16 protein-coding genes are annotated in these 16,654 nt (G+C 56.0%); 3 read left to right on the forward strand and 13 right to left on the reverse strand.

Translation table 11 applies throughout. From position 1 onward, the window contains the following. Positions 1–9: 9 nt before the first annotated feature. Positions 10–735 (forward strand): nicotinamide riboside transporter PnuC, encoded by a 726-nt coding sequence (gene pnuC, locus E5C26_RS06595; protein WP_135315570.1) that lies wholly within the window; start codon positions 10–12, stop codon positions 733–735. A gap of 37 nt (positions 736–772) precedes the next feature. Here pnuC and zitB read toward each other — a convergent pair whose 3' ends face one another. Genes zitB through E5C26_RS06610 form a run of 3 tightly spaced genes read right to left on the reverse strand, consistent with a single transcriptional unit; the run spans position 773 to position 5,537 of the window. Continuing rightward, entirely contained in the window at positions 773–1,723 is a 951-nt protein-coding gene (gene zitB, locus E5C26_RS06600; protein ID WP_135315571.1) for a CDF family zinc transporter ZitB, read from the reverse strand. Further along, the gene (locus E5C26_RS06605) at positions 1,723–4,935 is read right to left on the reverse strand and encodes an ATP-binding protein (RefSeq protein WP_135315572.1); all 3,213 of its coding nucleotides are present in this window, start codon (positions 4,933–4,935) and stop codon (positions 1,723–1,725) included. The genes zitB and E5C26_RS06605 overlap by 1 nt, the downstream gene beginning before the upstream one ends. Further along, a complete protein-coding gene (locus tag E5C26_RS06610) occupies positions 4,932–5,537 on the reverse strand; it encodes a response regulator (protein WP_135315573.1) in 606 nt (201 codons plus the stop codon). Before E5C26_RS06610 ends, E5C26_RS06605 begins: the two co-directional genes overlap by 4 nt. Before the next feature lie 205 nt (positions 5,538–5,742). On the opposite strand from E5C26_RS06610, the gene aroG reads away from it, so the two are divergent. After that, on the forward strand, positions 5,743–6,798 hold the full coding sequence (gene aroG, locus E5C26_RS06615; protein WP_135315574.1) for a 3-deoxy-7-phosphoheptulonate synthase AroG: 1,056 nt from the start codon (positions 5,743–5,745) through the stop codon (positions 6,796–6,798). A 69-nt stretch (positions 6,799–6,867) separates the two neighbouring features. Here aroG and gpmA read toward each other — a convergent pair whose 3' ends face one another. The 9 genes from gpmA to modE all read right to left on the reverse strand — a co-directional run bounded on the left by gpmA (position 6,868) and on the right by modE (position 15,893). Further along, positions 6,868–7,620 carry a 2,3-diphosphoglycerate-dependent phosphoglycerate mutase gene (gene gpmA / locus E5C26_RS06620; RefSeq protein ID WP_135315575.1) on the reverse strand — a complete coding sequence of 251 codons (753 nt, stop codon included), beginning with the start codon at positions 7,618–7,620 and terminating at the stop codon, positions 6,868–6,870. Positions 7,621–7,833: 213 nt separating this feature from the next. Further along, positions 7,834–8,172, reverse strand: a complete 339-nt coding sequence (locus E5C26_RS06625) for a PsiF family protein (RefSeq protein WP_135315576.1) — start codon at positions 8,170–8,172, stop codon at positions 7,834–7,836. A gap of 196 nt (positions 8,173–8,368) precedes the next feature. Then, positions 8,369–9,412 carry a galactose-1-epimerase gene (gene galM / locus E5C26_RS06630; RefSeq protein WP_135315577.1) on the reverse strand — a complete coding sequence of 348 codons (1,044 nt, stop codon included), beginning with the start codon at positions 9,410–9,412 and terminating at the stop codon, positions 8,369–8,371. Beyond that, on the reverse strand, positions 9,406–10,557 hold the full coding sequence (gene galK / locus E5C26_RS06635; protein ID WP_135315578.1) for a galactokinase: 1,152 nt from the start codon (positions 10,555–10,557) through the stop codon (positions 9,406–9,408). The genes galM and galK overlap by 7 nt, the downstream gene beginning before the upstream one ends. Continuing rightward, on the reverse strand, positions 10,554–11,606 hold the full coding sequence (galT, locus tag E5C26_RS06640; protein ID WP_135315579.1) for a galactose-1-phosphate uridylyltransferase: 1,053 nt from the start codon (positions 11,604–11,606) through the stop codon (positions 10,554–10,556). Before galT ends, galK begins: the two co-directional genes overlap by 4 nt. A gap of 286 nt (positions 11,607–11,892) precedes the next feature. Further along, the gene (locus E5C26_RS06645) at positions 11,893–12,711 is read right to left on the reverse strand and encodes a CPBP family intramembrane glutamic endopeptidase (protein ID WP_135315580.1); all 819 of its coding nucleotides are present in this window, start codon (positions 12,709–12,711) and stop codon (positions 11,893–11,895) included. 136 nt (positions 12,712–12,847) lie between these two features. Continuing rightward, entirely contained in the window at positions 12,848–13,420 is a 573-nt protein-coding gene (locus E5C26_RS06650; protein ID WP_135315581.1) for a cysteine hydrolase family protein, read from the reverse strand. 118 nt (positions 13,421–13,538) lie between these two features. Next, the gene (gene modF, locus E5C26_RS06655; RefSeq protein ID WP_135315582.1) at positions 13,539–15,011 is read right to left on the reverse strand and encodes a molybdate ABC transporter ATP-binding protein ModF; all 1,473 of its coding nucleotides are present in this window, start codon (positions 15,009–15,011) and stop codon (positions 13,539–13,541) included. Positions 15,012–15,101: 90 nt separating this feature from the next. After that, positions 15,102–15,893 carry a molybdenum-dependent transcriptional regulator gene (gene modE / locus E5C26_RS06660; RefSeq protein WP_135315583.1) on the reverse strand — a complete coding sequence of 264 codons (792 nt, stop codon included), beginning with the start codon at positions 15,891–15,893 and terminating at the stop codon, positions 15,102–15,104. Between the two features lie 189 nt (positions 15,894–16,082). On the opposite strand from modE, the gene E5C26_RS06665 reads away from it, so the two are divergent. Beyond that, a complete protein-coding gene (locus E5C26_RS06665) occupies positions 16,083–16,226 on the forward strand; it encodes an AcrZ family multidrug efflux pump-associated protein (RefSeq protein WP_135315584.1) in 144 nt (47 codons plus the stop codon). Between the two features lie 209 nt (positions 16,227–16,435). Here E5C26_RS06665 and E5C26_RS06670 read toward each other — a convergent pair. Continuing rightward, positions 16,436–16,654 (reverse strand): zinc ribbon domain-containing protein (locus E5C26_RS06670; protein WP_167796622.1); only part of this gene is annotated, 219 nt, incomplete at its 5' end.

The raw sequence follows: 16,654 nt of genomic DNA on the forward strand, positions 1-16,654 counted from the left end.
GATGATAAAATGAGCTTTTTCAGTACCAGCAATATCCTGGTGCATATCCCGCTGGGAGCGGGGGGCTACGATCTGTCATGGATTGAGGCTATCGGCACCCTGTTTGGTCTGCTGTGCATCTGGTATGCCAGCAAAGAGAAAATTATCAATTACCTGTTCGGCCTGATTAACGTCACGCTGTTTGCGGTGATTTTTTTCCAAATCCAGCTGTACGCCAGCCTGCTGCTGCAGCTGTTCTTTTTTGTCGCCAATATCTATGGCTGGTACGCCTGGAGCCGTCAGACTCAGGATAATCAGGCCGAGCTGAAGATTCGCTGGTTGTCGCTGCCGAAGGCGCTGAGCTGGGCGGCGGTGTGCGTTATCGGCATCGCCTTGATGACGTTCAACATTGACCGCGTGTTTGCCTGGTTGACGCAGGCAGCGGTGACGGTAATGCAGGGGCTTGGCCTGAGCGTGCAAATGCCGCAGCTGCAGCCGGATGCCTTCCCATTCTGGGATTCGACTATGATGGTGTTGTCGATCGTGGCGATGATCCTGATGACGCGCAAATACGTGGAAAATTGGTTGTTGTGGGTGGTGATTGACGTGATCAGCGTGGCGATATTTGCCTACCAGGGCGTTTATGCCATGGCGCTGGAATACGTGATCCTGACGCTGATTGCGCTGAACGGCTCCTGGCTGTGGATCAAAAGCGCCGGCAACAATCAATCGCGGCCATTATCTTCTGCACCATAATAACGCTGGGGCGCCGAATAGGGCGCCCCAGTGGATCCTAGTGATGATGTCCCACATGTGAATGTGAGTGGTCACTCGGCTCGGGGGCCCGGTTAATCCCACAGTCGGGGGTATCACAGTGCTGATATTCCATCTGAATGGTCACGTGACCAATCCGATAGTGCTCCAGCAAATAGGCCTGAATACGGCGCAGCAGGCCATCATGGTCGTGCGGCGGTATCACCTGCGCATGCAGCGTCATCAATTTCTGTTCACCAATCTGCCACACATGGACGTGATGAATATTGCGCACTTCCGGAATATTCAGGCACAGGTCTTTTTGCAGCTTGTTGATGTCCACTTCCTGCGGCGTGCCTTCCAGCAGTTCGTGGAAGCTCTCTTTCAGCAGTCGCCAGGCGCTGCGTATCACCAGACAGGACACCAGTACCGACAATATCGGGTCAATCGGCGTCCAGCCAGTGGTCAGGATCACAATGGCGGCGGCGATGGCACCCACCGACCCCAGCAAATCCCCCAGCACATGCAATGCGGCAGCGCGCACATTGATATTCTTCTCTTCGCTGCCCCGGTGCAGTAGCCAGAAGGCGAACAGGTTAGCCAGCAGCCCCGCTATGGCGATAATCAGCATTGGCGTACCCATCACCGGCTGTGGCTCGAAGAAACGTCGTATCGCCTCCCACAGGATGAATACCACGATCACCAACAGCGCCGCAGCGTTGAGGAAGGCCGCCAGCGTGGTCAGACGCAGATAACCGAAGGTGTGGCGGGCGTTGGGCTTACGCTGTGAGAAGTGAACTGCCATCAAGGCCACCAGCAGTGCGGCGGCGTCGGTGAGCATATGGCCGGCATCCGCCAGCAGCGCCAGTGAACCTGAAATTAACCCGCCGGCCACTTCGGCGACCATAAAGACCGCAGTGACTAAAAAAGCGGTCAGTAGGCGTTTACTATTACTGTCTTTTGGCAGGTGTGCGTGTGGGGCGTCCGACATTATTCTTCCTTATCCATAGCAAAATACGGCTCGTCAGTGCTGACCAGATTATCCAGTTCTATCAGTATTTGTTCTACTAACGTACTCAATTCAGTATAGGTGGCCTGAATGAATATTCCTTCACGGCCGCCGTCCGCCAGTTGTTGGCACAGGTTGGCTGCGGTTGGCCGTTGCAACATCAGCAGGCTGCCCTTGATGCGATGCGCGGTTTGCGCCAGGGTTGGCCAGTCCTGGTTCTGTGCCGCCTGCTCAAGCCGTTGCTGGTCTTGCCGCAGCGTCGCCTGCAGTGTTGTGGCCAGACGCAGGATCATCGATCGCTCATTGCCGGCCATATCGACCAGGGTGCGCTGCAGGTCAGTAAGGACTAACTGCCGCTCCATCGCCTGGGGTTGCTGCGGTAGCGCCTGAGCTATTGCGGCCAGAGCAATTGGCTTGGTTAAAAAGCGATCTATCGCCACCAGCCCCGGTGGGATGCGGGTAAATTCCTGCACGTCGGCCGAGCAGAGAATGATCTGACAGGCCGGGCGCTGATGGCGCTGCTCGTCGCGACGTATCAGTCTCGCCAGCGTCAGGCCGTCCGGACGCGGCATATTGTAATCGATAAACAGCAAGTCAAAGGGCTGCCGCCGGTGGGCCTGCAACAGCTTATAACCCTGCTCGAATAATGTCGGCTGCAGGCCGAAGTGGCGCAGTTGCCGCTCCATCAACAGCAGGTTGGTAGGGTGATCGTCGATCAGCGCCACGCGCAGGGTGGGCGGCGGCAAATTGAGTGGTGTGTCGGCCTGCTGAGCCGTGGGATCGACGGCGACCTGGCTTACCGGCACGGTCAATGTCACCTGAGTGCCGCTGCCGGGCTGCGATTGCAACGCAATTCGACCGCCCATTTGTTCGATAATCTCTTTACAGATAGACAGCCCCAACCCGGTCCCCTGAACCGATACGCGCTGCGCGCCGCGTGCGCGATAGAACGACTGGAACAGTTTATCTATCTCATCGGCGGCGATACCACAACCGCTGTCGGCCACCCTCAGCCACAGTTCCCCCTGCGGTGGAGCCTGTTCATGCCAGCCGATACTCACCTCAATAGTGCCATGAGAAGTGAACTTAATTGCATTATTTATCAGGTTGTTAGCTACCTGAAGTAAACGCTCACCATCAATGAGAACAGCGGCGGGCAGGTTGTCGGCTGCACTGACGTTTAGCGTCACCGGGCGTTCGCCGATCAGCGGTTGATACAGGGCGTTGATGTGGGCTATCCAGGGTTGCAGCGCCACGCTCCGGGCGACCAGCGTCAACGAACCGGTTTCCAGCCGCGCGTGATCTTGCAGGTCATTGAGCAGGTTAAGCAACGACGACGCCGAACTGTAAATCACCGGCAAGCCCTCCGGCGTCGGCTGGCGTTTGAGCTCCAGTTCCAGCAGGCCGAGAATGGCGTGCATTGGCGTGCGCAGCTCATGGCTGACGGTAGCCAGAAACTTGCTCTTCATCCGGTTCTCGGCTTCGGCATGCTGACGAGCCTGTTCGATGACCTCACGCTCACGCTTTTCCCGACGTTGCAGGATGAAGCGCCGCAGGGTCAGCCCCAACAGCAGCAGGATCGCCGCCGCCAACAGCGCCAGCAGCCAGGTGGTTTGCGGCTGCATGCGGTTTTCATTTACGGCATCAATCAGATTGCTGCGATCGACAATCCATTCATCGCGCAGCGATTGCAGCGTTTCAGACGGAATTTGCATCAGATTTTTATCGAGGATAGCCAACAGCAGCGGCTGATCTTGCCGCACACCGAATGCCACTGGATAGGCGATGTTATTGGCCGCGAACGCCAGCTTTATTGCGCCGGAATAACGTGACAGGGCGACAAAGTTTGCCGAGATCACATTATCCACCAGCGCATCCAACTGACCGTTGGCCAGGGCGTCATACATGGCCTTGCTGTCGGCAAAACGGATCAGCTCTTCGTTGGCCGGCACCAGCCCTTGCGCCAGATCGCCCTGCAGCACGCCGATACGTTTACCGGCCAAATCGCTCCAGGTGGAAATGCCGTTGGCCTGCTGACCGACGTAAACCCCCCACAGCGAACGGTGGATCGGCATGCTGGCGCTATAGCGTGCCTTGACGCCGCGCGCCAGCGGCAGGGCGGTACGGAAGCTCGCCTGCCCGGATTGCACCAGTTGGTCGGCCTGCTCGGCGTTGCGTGCCCAAAGTGGCATAAAGCGTAGGCCGGTGTTCTGCGCGACGATATTCAGAATGTCGATGGCGTATCCGCGCGCCTGTCCGCCGGAACCGCGGTAGGCGAACGGAAAATTATTTTCGATGGCGGCGTAATAAACGGTGGGATGGGTTGCCACCCAGTTTTTTTCCATCTGGGTCAGATCGGCATTGCCGGTATCGAGATAGCTGGGGATCTTCTTGCTCCAGCGGCTCTGAAGGGCGTTCATAAACTCCATCGGGGTATCGGCGATGGCCAGGTTGAGCGTCTCGATCAGCGTCGGGTTGGCGGAGGCAAATACGAATGACAGATTCCCGAGGTTAACGGTACTTTCAATCTGATAAAGCTGGCCGAGCTGTAACTGGTCAATAATAAAACTGGCGCTGGCTTCGTCGGCAATAAAGTAGTCGCTGCTGCCGTTGAGCAAGGCATACACCGCCTGCAGGTTGTTGTCATAACGCTGTACGTGAGAGGACACCGCCTGCAACGCATGACCGGCCTGCATATCGGTCAGGGTGCTGATCGCCACCCGGGCATTGCTGGAGTTGAGCATCACCTGACGATCGTTGCTGCGATCCCGCAGTACTCGCAGATTACTGACGTAATAAGGCTGCGAAATCTTCAGGCCGTGCAGCGCTTCATTTTGCGGAATGCCATACACCAGATCGATAGTTCCGTCATGCAGCGCCTGCTCAAGCTGCGCCAGATCGGCAAAGCCGTAAATCTGAAAATGAATGCCGGTAACCTGCTGAACATAACCAAGATAGTCGGCGTTCAAGCCGTACAAATCGTCATCCACAATGATGTTATAGGGGCTGGTATTTTCACTGATGATGCCGACACGCAAGGTGGCATCGCGCCAGGGGTTTTTCTCACTGGCGATCAGCATATCGAGCGGGATATTCAGGTTGCTGACCAACTGATAACGTACCGGCTGCGCCGCCTGTGCGACGTTAGCAAGGCTCAGCAGCAGGGTTAACAGCAGTAGCAGTCCACGCATCATGGCGTCAGCTCTTTAAATACCGCCACCAGCTCCAGCAGGTTACTGGCGCCAGTCTTGCGCAAAATATTTTTCTTGTGGGTGCTGACGGTTTTGTTGCTGATGCTCAGCATCTCGGCAATTTGCAGATTGGACAACCCTTTGCTGAGCAACCCGAGAACCTGCAATTCTTTTGGCGTCAGCAGCGAACCCTCTGTCGGCTGGGTGTCTTCCGCCATCGCCGCGGCAGGAAAGCTCAGCTCGCCGCCCAGCACGGTTTCAATGGCCAGCACCAGATATTCCAGTCGGCTGCCCTTGTGGACAAAGCCGTTGGCACCGGCCGCATAGGCCATACGAGCGTAAATTTCTTCTTCCTGCGCGGTATAAATCAGGATCGACTGCTGTGGGTAATGGCGGCGAATTTTTTTCAGCAGTTGCAGGCCGTCTACCTGCGGCAGGCCGATATCGAGGATCACCAGTGCAAAGTCGGCTGCGGCCAACTGAGCCAGCGCCTGTACATCATCCTGGACCGCCTGCAGACGATAGGGGCGGGAGGATTTGATTAGCGCCGCTTCCAGTGCGACATGAACCACCGGGTGGTCATCAACTAATAACAAAGAAGGCATGGCTTTGCTCGGGTAACGGATCCTGGCTGCTAGCATAACCAAAAAGTAGCCACTGTGCTCTGCTGATGAAACAGCACAATCTGCTGTTAATTCGGACGTTCATTCTGCTGGCGGCAAAGGTGATTTACAGCGTTATCCTCACAGGCTAAATTGGTCTGATCTACGCTCTGCGAAATAACGCCTCTCGATACCGAATGGAAAAGTGATGAACTACCTAAATGACGATTTACGCATTAAAGAAATTAAGGAACTCCTGCCACCGGTGGCCCTGTTAGAAAAGTTTCCGGCCACTGAACGCGCAGCAGAGACGGTGTCACAGGCACGCAATGCCATTCATCAGATCCTACGTGGCAGCGACGATCGCCTGCTGGTGGTGATCGGCCCTTGCTCGATCCACGATACCAAAGCCGCCAAAGAGTACGCTGGTCGCCTGCTGGCGCTGCGTCAGGAACTGAGCGGCGAGCTGGAAGTGGTGATGCGCGTTTATTTTGAAAAGCCACGCACTACCGTTGGCTGGAAAGGGCTGATTAACGATCCGCAGATGGATAACAGCTTCCAGATCAACGACGGTCTGCGTTTGGCGCGTAAGCTGCTGCTGGATATCAATGATTCTGGCCTGCCGGCTGCCGGCGAATTCCTCGACATGATCACCCCGCAGTATTTGGCGGATCTGATGAGCTGGGGCGCGATCGGCGCACGGACTACCGAATCCCAGGTGCACCGTGAGCTGTCTTCCGGCCTGTCTTGCCCGGTTGGCTTCAAAAACGGCACCGACGGCACCATCAAGGTGGCGATTGACGCCATCAACGCCGCCAGCGCGCCGCACTGTTTCCTGTCGGTAACCAAATGGGGCCACTCGGCCATTGTTAACACCAGCGGTAACGGCGACTGTCACATCATTCTGCGCGGCGGCAAAGAGCCGAACTACAGCGCGGCACACGTGAAAGAAGTCAAAGAAGGCCTGGTCAAAGCGGGTCTGCCTGCACAGGTGATGATCGACTTCAGCCACGCCAACAGCAGCAAGCAGTTCAAAAAGCAGCTGGAAGTGAACGCAGATGTCTGCCAACAGATTGCCGGCGGTGAAAAGGCGATTATGGGCGTGATGATTGAAAGCCATCTGGTGGAAGGCAACCAGAACCTGGAAAGCGGCGATCCGCTGGTTTACGGCAAGAGCGTCACCGATGCCTGCATCGGCTGGTCAGACACCGAAACTGTTCTGCGCGAACTGGCGGAAGCTGTGAAAGTGCGTCGCAACAAGTAAAGCCCCGCTTTGCGCCATAAAAAAAAGCCCCCGGCCAAACCGGGGGCTTTTTAGATCAACGGGCGAAAATTACTTCGCTTTACCCTGGTTTGCCACGGCGGCCGCTTTAGCAGCGATCTCGTCGGCATTGCCCAGATAGTAACGTTTGGTTGGCTTGAAGTTCTCGTCAAACTCATACACCAACGGCACGCCGGTTGGGATGTTCAGTTCGAGGATCTCATCTTCGCTCAGGTTATCCAGGTATTTCACCAGCGCACGCAGGGAGTTGCCGTGAGCGGCAACGATAACGCGCTCGCCGCTTTTGATGCGTGGCAGGATTTCTTCGTCCCAGTAAGGGATCACGCGATCGATGGTCAGTGCCAGGCTTTCGGTCAGTGGCAGTTCTTTTTCGGTCAGCGCGGAATAACGTGGGTCGTGGCCCGGGTAACGTTCGTCATCTTTGGTCAGCTCTGGTGGGGTAACGGCGAAGCCGCGACGCCATTGCTTAACCTGCTCGTCACCGTATTTTTCTGCGGTTTCAGCTTTGTTCAGACCCTGCAACGCACCGTAGTGACGTTCGTTCAGTTTCCAGGATTTTTCAGTCGGCAGCCAGGCTTGATCCAGTTCGTCCAGAATGTTCCACAGGGTGTGGATAGCACGCTTGAGTACGGAAGTGTAAGCAAAGTCAAAAGCAAAACCTTCTTCTTTCAACAGTTCGCCGGCAGCTTTCGCTTCAGTACGGCCTTTCTCGGACAAATCAACATCATACCAACCGGTGAAGCGGTTTTCGTTGTTCCACTGGCTTTCGCCGTGACGCACCAGAACCAGCTTAGTTACAGCCATAGCTTAACTCCTTAATAATCTGACATTTCAATGATAACGAAAATCATTATATTGCCGCGGCCGGTGGCTCGGCAATCGATAGTGTTTAACCATAGCCAATTTCTTGCCGCAAAGTAAGTGCTGTGCCGAGGAAAAGCTGAATCGATCAGGCGAGCGTCGGACGGGAAAGCAGCACGGCTAAAGGGAATTTAGCCGTGCGTCAGAATGAGGTAATCAGGCCGATTTTTTCAGGCAAGTGCTCATAAAGGTTTTACGTGCGTCGCCTGTCAGACTTTTGGTCTTGGCGTCGGCGTTACAGGTCTTCATTTTCTGCTGCTGCGGGGTCAGGGTTTTGGTCGCAGTGGTGCCTTCGGATTTCAGGCAGGTGCTCATAAAGGTGGAGCGATCCGCGCCCTTCAGCGTTTTGCTGGAGGCCTGTTGATTACAATCGGTCATGCGTTTCTGTTGTGCAGCCTGCGCCGGTGACGGCGTTTTTGCCGCAGTGTCGGCAGCCATCAGGTTGGTGCTCAGCAGTAAACCTGCCAGTAATGGAAGTGCAGTAATCAGACGCATAGGTGTTCCTTCAGCTATTGACCGGCCGGGGTGGCCGAAAATTGTGACGTTGCACAAGGTGTTGTGCTTATCACCGTAGCCTGATTCTAGTGCGCACTTTGGAATAAGGAAAGGCAGCGGCCCGCGAGGGGGAAGGGTAAAAAGGTAAGCATTTATAACAAACGGCCCCCTGCCGCGTGGCAAGGGGCGTAGCGGGTCAAATAGGATAAAACTGATAATGGGTGGCACTGAGATATTGCTGCCCTGGCTGCAACCAACAGCTGGGTTGTGGCCACTCCGGGTGGTTTGGGCTGTCTGGCAAAAACTCGCTTTCCAGCGCCACACCGGCGTAATTGGCATAGCTGCCACCATCACGTGCCGGAGTACCGCCCAGATAATTGCCGCTGTAGAGCTGCAACGCCGGTGCGCTGGTGAACACGCTCATTTGTACCTGGCCATCGGCCGACCACAGGTGAGCCGCCGGGCAATCCAGCGCGCCACAGGTGCGGTGCAGCAAATAGGCGTGGTCGTAGCCTTTTACCCGTTGCTGGTCGCGATCGCTCAAAAAATCCTGCAGCAGGGTTTTCGGCTGGCGGAAGTCCATGCCGCTGCCTTCCACCGGGGTAAGGGAGGCGCTGGGGATCCCCTCGCTGTCGACCGGCAGATAACGGTCGGCAAACAGTTGCAGCCGCTGGTGACGGGCATCGGTGCCGGCACCGTCCAGGTTGAAGTAGGCATGGTTGGTCAGGTTGACCGGGCAGGCGCTGTCGGTCTGCGCCTGATAGCTGATTTCCAGGCGATTATCTGCGGTGAGGCGGTAGTTGACCTGCACGTCGAGGTTACCGGGAAACCCCTGGTCGCCGTCTGGCGAATGCAGCGCGTAGCTCACCTGCTGTTCATCCCGCTGAACAATCCGCCAGCGACGGGTGTTGAAGCCTTCCGGCCCGCCGTGTAATTGGTGTTCCCCCTGATTGGCCGCCAGCGGATGCGGCTTGCCATCAATCAACAGGCTGGCGTTAGCGATACGGTTGGCATAGCGACCGACGGTAGCCCCCAGATAGGCGGCCTGCTGCAGGTAATCCGCCGGTGTTTGGCAACCCAGCAGCAGTTCACGTGTTTTGCCTGATTTCAGCGGTAGCACGGCGGAAAGCCAGGTAGCGCCCCAATCCATTAGCGTAACGGTCATCCCGCCGGCGTTTTTTAACTGGGTTAACTGGTAGGGCTGGCCATCCGGAGCCAGCGTCTGGCTGTCGCTTAGCATGTACCGGCCCCCTCTGATGCTTTGCAGACGTAAAAGGTTTCTTTCAGCCCGTTTGTCTGTAAAGGATATTCGCGTGCCACGGCTTCGCGGACCGGCTCCACCAGCGCCAACGGCATCAAGGCCACGATACAGCCGCCAAAGCCGCCGCCGGTCATGCGTACACCGCCGCGATCGCCGATAACTGCTTTAACGATCTCCACCAGCCGGTCAATCGGCGGAACGGTAATTTCAAAATCATCACGCATTGAGGCGTGTGATTCTGCCATCAATTTGCCCATCAGTTTCATATCACCGGCGGCCAGCGCATCGGCTGCGGCCAGGGTTCGAGCGTTTTCGCTGATCACGTGGCGTGCGCGTTTGGCGACGATCGGATCCAGCTCATGCTGGATCGGGAAAAACAGATCCGGGCTGACGTCGCGCAGTGCCTTGACGCCGAAGAAGCGTGCGGCCTCTTCACACTGCTCGCGACGGGTGTTGTATTCGCTGTCCACCAACCCGCGCTTTACATTGGAATTGATGATCACCACGGCAATATCTTCCGGCACCGATACCGCCCGGGTCTCCAGTGAGCGACAATCGATCAGCAAGGCATGGTCTTTTTCACCGAGTGCGGAAATCAACTGATCCATAATCCCGCAGTTACAGCCGACAAACTGGTTCTCCGCTTCCTGACCATTGAGCGCCAGTGCCACGCCATCGAGCGGCAGGGCATACAGCGCCTGCATGGCCTGGCCAACGGCAACTTCCAGCGAGGCAGAAGAACTGAGGCCGGCACCCTGCGGTACATTACCGGCAATCACCAGATCCGCGCCGCCAAAATCGGCGTTACGCTGCTGCAGGTGTTTGATCACTCCGCGGACATAATCCGACCAACGTTGATCAGGGTGGCTGACGATCGGGCTGTCGAGCGAGAATTGATCCTGCTGGCCTTCATAATCGGCGGCGATCACACGGATCTGGCGATCGTCGCGTTTGGCGCAGGCGATCACCGTCTGATAGTCAATGGCGCACGGCAGCACAAAACCGTCGTTATAGTCGGTGTGTTCGCCGATCAAATTCACCCGGCCCGGGGCCTGAATAGTCAGCGTGGGCGCGTAGCCAAAACGTTCGGTAAACAGGGCGTGGGTAAGGTTCTTCAAACTCATTTTTTGGCTCCGGCTTCACGGTAATGGATATCGCTAACGGCACGCAGACGTTCTGCGGCCTGTTCTGCAGTCAGATCACGCTGGGTTTCCGCCAGCAACTCATAACCCACCATAAATTTACGCACCGTGGCGGAACGCAGCAGTGGCGGATAGAAATGGGCATGCAGCTGCCAGTGGCGGTTATCCGCATCATTGAACGGCGCGCCGTGCCAGCCCATGGAGTAGGGGAAGGAACATTGGAAAAGGTTGTCGTAACGGCTGGTGAGCTTTTTCAATGCCAGCGCCAAATCGCTGCTTTGTGCGGCGCTGAGATCGGTAATGCGTTGCACTGCGGTTTTCGGCAGTAACAGCGTTTCAAACGGCCAGGCGGCCCAGTAGGGCACTACTGCCAGCCAGTGTTCGGTTTCCACCAGGGTACGGCTGCCGTCAGCCTGTTCGCGTTGCACGTAGTCCAACAGCATTGAGGAGTGGTGCTGCTGGAAATACTCGCGTTGCAGGCGGTCCTCATGTGCAGCTTCATTCGGCAGGAAGCTGTTGGCCCAAACCTGACCATGCGGGTGTGGGTTGGAGCAGCCCATCGCCGCGCCTTTATTTTCAAAAACCTGCACCCACGGATAGCTGCGTCCCAGATCGGCAGTCTGTTCCTGCCAGGCGGCGATCACGCTTTCCAGAGCCGGCAGCGTTAGCTCCGGCAGAGTTTTGCTGTGATCGGGGGAGAAGCAAATTACCCGGCTGGTGCCGCGAGCGCTCTGGCAACGCATTAACGGATCCTGACTCTCCGGCGCCAGCGGAGTGTCTGTCATCAGCGCGGCAAAGTCATTGGTGAACACATAGGTGTTCTGATAGTCCGGATTTTTGTCACCGGTGACGCGGGTATTCCCTGGGCAGAGGAAGCAGTCCGGATCGTGCTGCGGCAGCGTTTCAGTCTGTGTGGCTTCTTGCTGGCCCTGCCAGGGACGCTTGGCGCGGTGTGGGGAGACCAATACCCATTGGCCGGTCAGCGGGTTGTAGCGGCGATGGGGATGATCGATGGGATTAAAATCCGTCATGACGGTTCCTTTTTCTTGGTCGCTACGGCTGCGTGTAATCGCTTTCACCTGCCGCTAACGCACCTTTGACTCATATAAATGGATAACTATGGCCAAAAATATAGCATGCCCTTGGGAGTAAAAAGGTGATCTAGAGCGAAAAATGGAATCGTTTACACAGTGTGACATAAGCAAGAATACGGCCAGTACGCCAGGGGGGAATAAAGCAGGGAAAGTAACAATCAGGGACGAGTGATAGCGTTTTCACCGGCAGAACCGGCAGGGATTTACCTGCCGGTTCTGAGTATCAGGGGTGCTGGTACAGCGGGTAAGTGAACAACAGCAGATGAGTCAGATTAAGCCCGAAGTGGAACAGAATCGGCACCCACAGGCGGCCGCTCCACATCCACGCCAGACCGTAAATCAGCCCGGCAAGCGTAGCGAAAGCCACCATCAGCATACCGCCGGCCAGGTGCGCTGCGCCGAAGATCAGTGCGGCGATAATCAATGCCGGCCAGGCGCCCAGCCATTGGCTGAGGCGTTGCTGCAGATAGCCACGGAACAAGGCTTCTTCGGCCATACAGACAAAGAACAGGTTGGCCATGATAAACGGCAAGATCCACCAAGGAGTATGCAGCTCAATCTTTAAACCACCGAGTGCCACTGCCACCAGTAGCAAGACCGGAACGCTGATAATCAGCGCGATCCAAGCGGATCTGTTAGCACTTTTACCGGTTTGTGCGGTAAACAACGTAGGCAAGCAGGCAAACAGCAGGAAAGGCACCAGCGCCTTGTCGAAGTTGTAATACATGGTGAACGGCGCACTTAATGGACCAGCTTTGTCGCCATCAACGGCTTTGAAATTGTTAATGCCTGGGATCAGATGCAAAAACAAAGCCAGGGAACAGGAAACCAGTAGAATTTCCAGCAGCAAGGCAAGTGGACGTTTGTCACGATAATAATGCCGTAGCCCCGCGAGAGCGGCAATGACCAATAAACACGCCAGGCTGAGCGGGGTCAGTACCCCGTGGTACATCCCCATTCCTGCCGATGCAGCCAGAATCAACCAGGCGATAAGCCGGTTAAATGGCAAAAAGAATAACCCCGTAGCCAGTACGCCCCACATAACTATGTCCCTTTAAAATATGTACACGGCGCTCAGTGCCCTTGCGGCGTGCGAAGATGGCGAAGTTGAGCGCTAATGTGGATAGTAGCACAGGGAAATGATGGTAAAGGTCGGTGCAGTGGCTCAAATAGTGCGTTCAGCCTTTCATCCAGGCCGCCGATCGGCTGATCTCCGCTAGATTCTGCAGAATATCCAGGCTCTGCTGGTGAATTTCCAGCGTCGGTGCGGCGCACAAGTCCTGCAAGATGCTGACCTGAAAACCGGCGTCGTGCGCCTGTCTGGCGGTACTCTCGATTGCCAGCGGGGTACTGACGCCGCCCAGCAACAAATGATGGCAGTGATGCTGCTGCAGCCAGGCTAACAAATTGTTACCGGCAAAGGCGCAAACACCGTTCTTTTCGAACTGAAAATCCGCCGGTAAGACCTGCAAATCCTTATCCCACTGGCAACCCGGACTGCTTAAACGCAGCGCGCCGATCTGTTTTAGGTGGTTAAACAGCGGCGAATGGGCAGGAATATCGTGATAGTCATCGGCAAAGCCGACGCGTACCCAAATCACCGGAATTTTACGTACCCGAGCGTAAGCCGCAGCGGCATTGGTGTTGGCGATCAGATTTTGCGCGATCACCTGTTCACGGCAATGATTTGCGCGTCCTTTGGGGCCAATCAGATCCTCGATAAGATCGATAATAATCAGTGCGGCGGACATAGTGTCTCCAGAAACGAATCCTTTCCCCTTATGATAAAAGGCCAAGTGTGATGTGTTACCGGGGAAGTGTTGCCGGATATGTCGTCGGATGAGGGGTAAAGCCACCCATCCGGATTTTTCAGATCAGTGTATCGCGTTGATAGCGGTAGCCGTCGCCGTCAGGCACAAAGCTCAGACGGTGGGTAATACTCTGTGGCGCGTCCTCTGCATGGTGCGAGACAAACAACAGCTGGGTTGCGCCCTGGCCGATTAACACGTCGACAAAACGGCGCACCAGTTGGCGATTGAGCGGATCCAACCCCTGTAGCGGTTCGTCGAGGATCAGCAGCGCCGGGTGTTTGACCAGCGCGCGGGCAATCAATGCCAACCGTTGCTGGCCCCAGGACAGGCTGTGGAACGGGGCTTCACCCTTTGAGCCACCCAGCCCCAGCAATGCCAACCATTGGTCGGCCAATTGCCGCTGGCGATCGGACACCGCCTGATAAATGCCAATCGAATCGAAGAAACCGGACAGGATGACGGTACGCACGCTGGCGCTGACGCGGTAGTCCAGGTGCAGGCTGCTGCTGACGTAGCCGATATGGCGTTTGATATCCCAGATGGTTTCCCCGCTGCCGCGACGGCGGCCGAACAGGGTGAGATCGTTACTGTACCCTTGAGGATGATCGCCGGTGATCAGGCTGAGCAGGGTGGATTTACCGGCGCCGTTCGGGCCGACGATCTGCCAGTGCTCACCGGGGTTAACCTGCCAGTCAAGATGATTGAGGATCGGTTGATCGTTATAACTGACCACGCCATCGCGCAGGGTGATTAAGGGTTGGTCTGCTGGCAGCGTGGTTTTTTGCGCCGGATCCTCGGTTTCCGGCAGCGACAGGCCATCCAGGTTTTCACTGTGTGCCAGTTGAGCGACCAGTGCGTCCGCCATCACCTGCTGCCGCGTTCCCTGGCTTGCCAAAGTACAGTCTGCCAATACGCCCACCTGACGGATAAAGTCCGGTACTTCGTCAAAACGGTTGAGTACCAGCACCAGGGTATAGCCATGCCCCGAAAGGTCGCTCAGCAGCGCAGCCAACTGGGCGCGCGAATTGACATCCAGCCCGTCAAAAGGCTCATCGAGGATCAGCAAGTCGGGTTGCGGCATCAACGCCCGGCACAGCAAGGTTTTGCGGGTTTCGCCGGTAGAAAGATATTTGAAGCGGCGTGACAGCAGCGGGGTAATGCCGAACTGTTCGGCCAATTGCGCGCAGCGGGCTGGGTCCTTGAGCTCTTCCTGAATGATTTCCGCCACGGTGCGGCCGGTGTCTTCTTCGCCAGGACTCAGCAGGTCGGTGTTGTTGCGTTGCCATTCATCGCTGACCAGTTTTTGCAACTGCTCGAAAGAGATACGCACCGCATGGCTGAAATCGCTGCGCCGCTCGCCGCTCAATAACACCAGCTCATCGGCCAGTGCGCGAGCCAGGGCTGACTTACCGCTGCCGTTGGCGCCGACAAAGGCCCAACTGTCCCCGGCCTGAATAGCCAGCGCATCCAGTGTCAGGGTGCGGGTATCGCTTAAACGGAATGAACCTTGCGAAATGTGCAACGACGACATCACCTGTTCCTTTTTATGCAATTATTTTGTTTAGAAATAGGCGCATTGCAGGGTGATGTCAATCGGCAAAAATGCAACGTTACGTTGCGTTTAACACAACGTGGCGACAATCACCCGGTCGGCGTTAAACATGGCGTACACCGCGCTGCCGGGGCGCAGTTTAAGTTGCTGCAACTCTGGGGTAGTCAGGGTAGCGCACAGGGTTTCGCCCCCGGTGAGCGTGACCAATACTTCGCTGTGATCGGCACCCGGTTGGATACTGGCCACTACGCCGGCCAGCGAGTTGTCTGCTGCCCCGGCCAATGCCGGATCGGTGTTCAGCTTTACCCACGGCGCTTTAATCAATGCCAGCACTTCTTTACCGGGCGAGAGCTGCAGCCGATCGGCGCTTTGTTGGGTAATGGCGGCACTGAGACGGGTTTTACCGTCGTTAAGTAAAATATCCAGATGTTGCTGCACCTGCTGATGGTCGCGTTCGATCACGGTACCGAAAAATTGGTTGCGCGCGCTGGTTTGCAGGGAAAAGCGGGAAATCGCCGCCAGCAGGCTATCGAGTGGCAGGTTGTCTTGCTGCAGTACGTTGAAGGCTTTTTGCTGGATCTGCCCCAGCAGATCGTAAAGCTGGATCAAGCGCTCACCATAGTGAGTGACCTGAGCGCCGCCGCCGCCTTTACCACCGGTAGCGCGCTCTACCACCGTCTGTTCCGCCAACTGGTTCATTTCGTTAATCGCGTCCCAGGCACTTTTATAACTGATACCTGCCAGTTTGGCCCCCTGACTGATGGAACCGGTGTGGCGGACCTGTTTAAGCAGCGCGATACGGCGCGGATCGGCGAACAGTTTTTGCTGGAGTTTTAGAGTAAGAAGAATTTCGGCCTGCATAACACGTCCTGTCGGCTGCAAAAGACTTATTGTCGCCGATTTGTGGGCAAAGCGCCAAATGGCACGTTTGGCCGGTTACAAATTTCGCACAGTCTTTAAAATAACCACGTTCTAGTGCTTGTTTTGGTTTAAAGTAAAGTACAGGTGGCGGTGTTCATTACCGCTCAATGGCAGTTAAGTGAGGCTACCATGTTGGAATTATTGGAAAGTTTGCTGTTCGCCGTAGTGATGGTGCCGGTTGTTATGGCCATCATACTCGGCCTGATCTATGGCTTGGCGGAAGTGTTCAACATTTTCTCCAAAGCGGGTCATTCTAAACAGAATCGCACCTAGCACCACCTCTTCACTCTACCCGTCGGCGTCGTTCGGCGGGTGTTTCTCAAGTTATCTCCCACTGTGCCGATAAACCGCATGACAAGCTTCCGCGCGACGTTATATTATTTTTTATATAACGAAGAGTGATAATGCACGTTAACTTGCGGAGAAAACATTGACTGCTCCCCGCCCTAAAGGGCGAGGATTCCCACTTCACTGAGTCGAACCTAAGCCGCTTGATGCGATTCAGGATTTACAGGCTCTCCGTGGGCTAACGCTGCCAGCCCGGCAGCTTTTATATTCCGTGCCGCATTAATGTCACGGTCATGGCTTGTCTGGCATTCCGGACAATTCCATTTACGCACATCAAGAGGCAATTTTTTCATGGTGAAGCCGCAACAACTACAACGCTTTGAGGACGGGAAAAACGGGGCAATTGCGACCAA

The organism is Serratia proteamaculans, assembly GCF_004684015.1.
GTDB lineage: Bacteria > Pseudomonadota > Gammaproteobacteria > Enterobacterales > Enterobacteriaceae > Serratia > Serratia proteamaculans_F.

Excerpts from the sequence above, each read along its gene's own strand:
- galK (WP_135315578.1), bottom strand. The coding sequence starts at position 10,557 with ATGAGTTTGAAGAACCTTACCCACGCCCTGTTTACCGAACGTTTTGGC.
- galT (WP_135315579.1), bottom strand. The coding sequence starts at position 11,606 with ATGACGGATTTTAATCCCATCGATCATCCCCATCGCCGCTACAACCCG.
- modE (WP_135315583.1), bottom strand. The coding sequence starts at position 15,893 with ATGCAGGCCGAAATTCTTCTTACTCTAAAACTCCAGCAAAAACTGTTC.
- E5C26_RS06605 (WP_135315572.1), bottom strand. The coding sequence starts at position 4,935 with ATGATGCGTGGACTGCTACTGCTGTTAACCCTGCTGCTGAGCCTTGCT.
- E5C26_RS06665 (WP_135315584.1), top strand. The coding sequence starts at position 16,083 with ATGTTGGAATTATTGGAAAGTTTGCTGTTCGCCGTAGTGATGGTGCCG.
- gpmA (WP_135315575.1), bottom strand. The coding sequence starts at position 7,620 with ATGGCTGTAACTAAGCTGGTTCTGGTGCGTCACGGCGAAAGCCAGTGG.
- E5C26_RS06625 (WP_135315576.1), bottom strand. The coding sequence starts at position 8,172 with ATGCGTCTGATTACTGCACTTCCATTACTGGCAGGTTTACTGCTGAGC.
- E5C26_RS06645 (WP_135315580.1), bottom strand. The coding sequence starts at position 12,711 with ATGTGGGGCGTACTGGCTACGGGGTTATTCTTTTTGCCATTTAACCGG.
- E5C26_RS06610 (WP_135315573.1), bottom strand. The coding sequence starts at position 5,537 with ATGCCTTCTTTGTTATTAGTTGATGACCACCCGGTGGTTCATGTCGCA.
- pnuC (WP_135315570.1), top strand. The coding sequence starts at position 10 with ATGAGCTTTTTCAGTACCAGCAATATCCTGGTGCATATCCCGCTGGGA.
- E5C26_RS06650 (WP_135315581.1), bottom strand. The coding sequence starts at position 13,420 with ATGTCCGCCGCACTGATTATTATCGATCTTATCGAGGATCTGATTGGC.
- modF (WP_135315582.1), bottom strand. The coding sequence starts at position 15,011 with ATGTCGTCGTTGCACATTTCGCAAGGTTCATTCCGTTTAAGCGATACC.
- zitB (WP_135315571.1), bottom strand. The coding sequence starts at position 1,723 with ATGTCGGACGCCCCACACGCACACCTGCCAAAAGACAGTAATAGTAAA.
- aroG (WP_135315574.1), top strand. The coding sequence starts at position 5,743 with ATGAACTACCTAAATGACGATTTACGCATTAAAGAAATTAAGGAACTC.
- galM (WP_135315577.1), bottom strand. The coding sequence starts at position 9,412 with ATGCTAAGCGACAGCCAGACGCTGGCTCCGGATGGCCAGCCCTACCAG.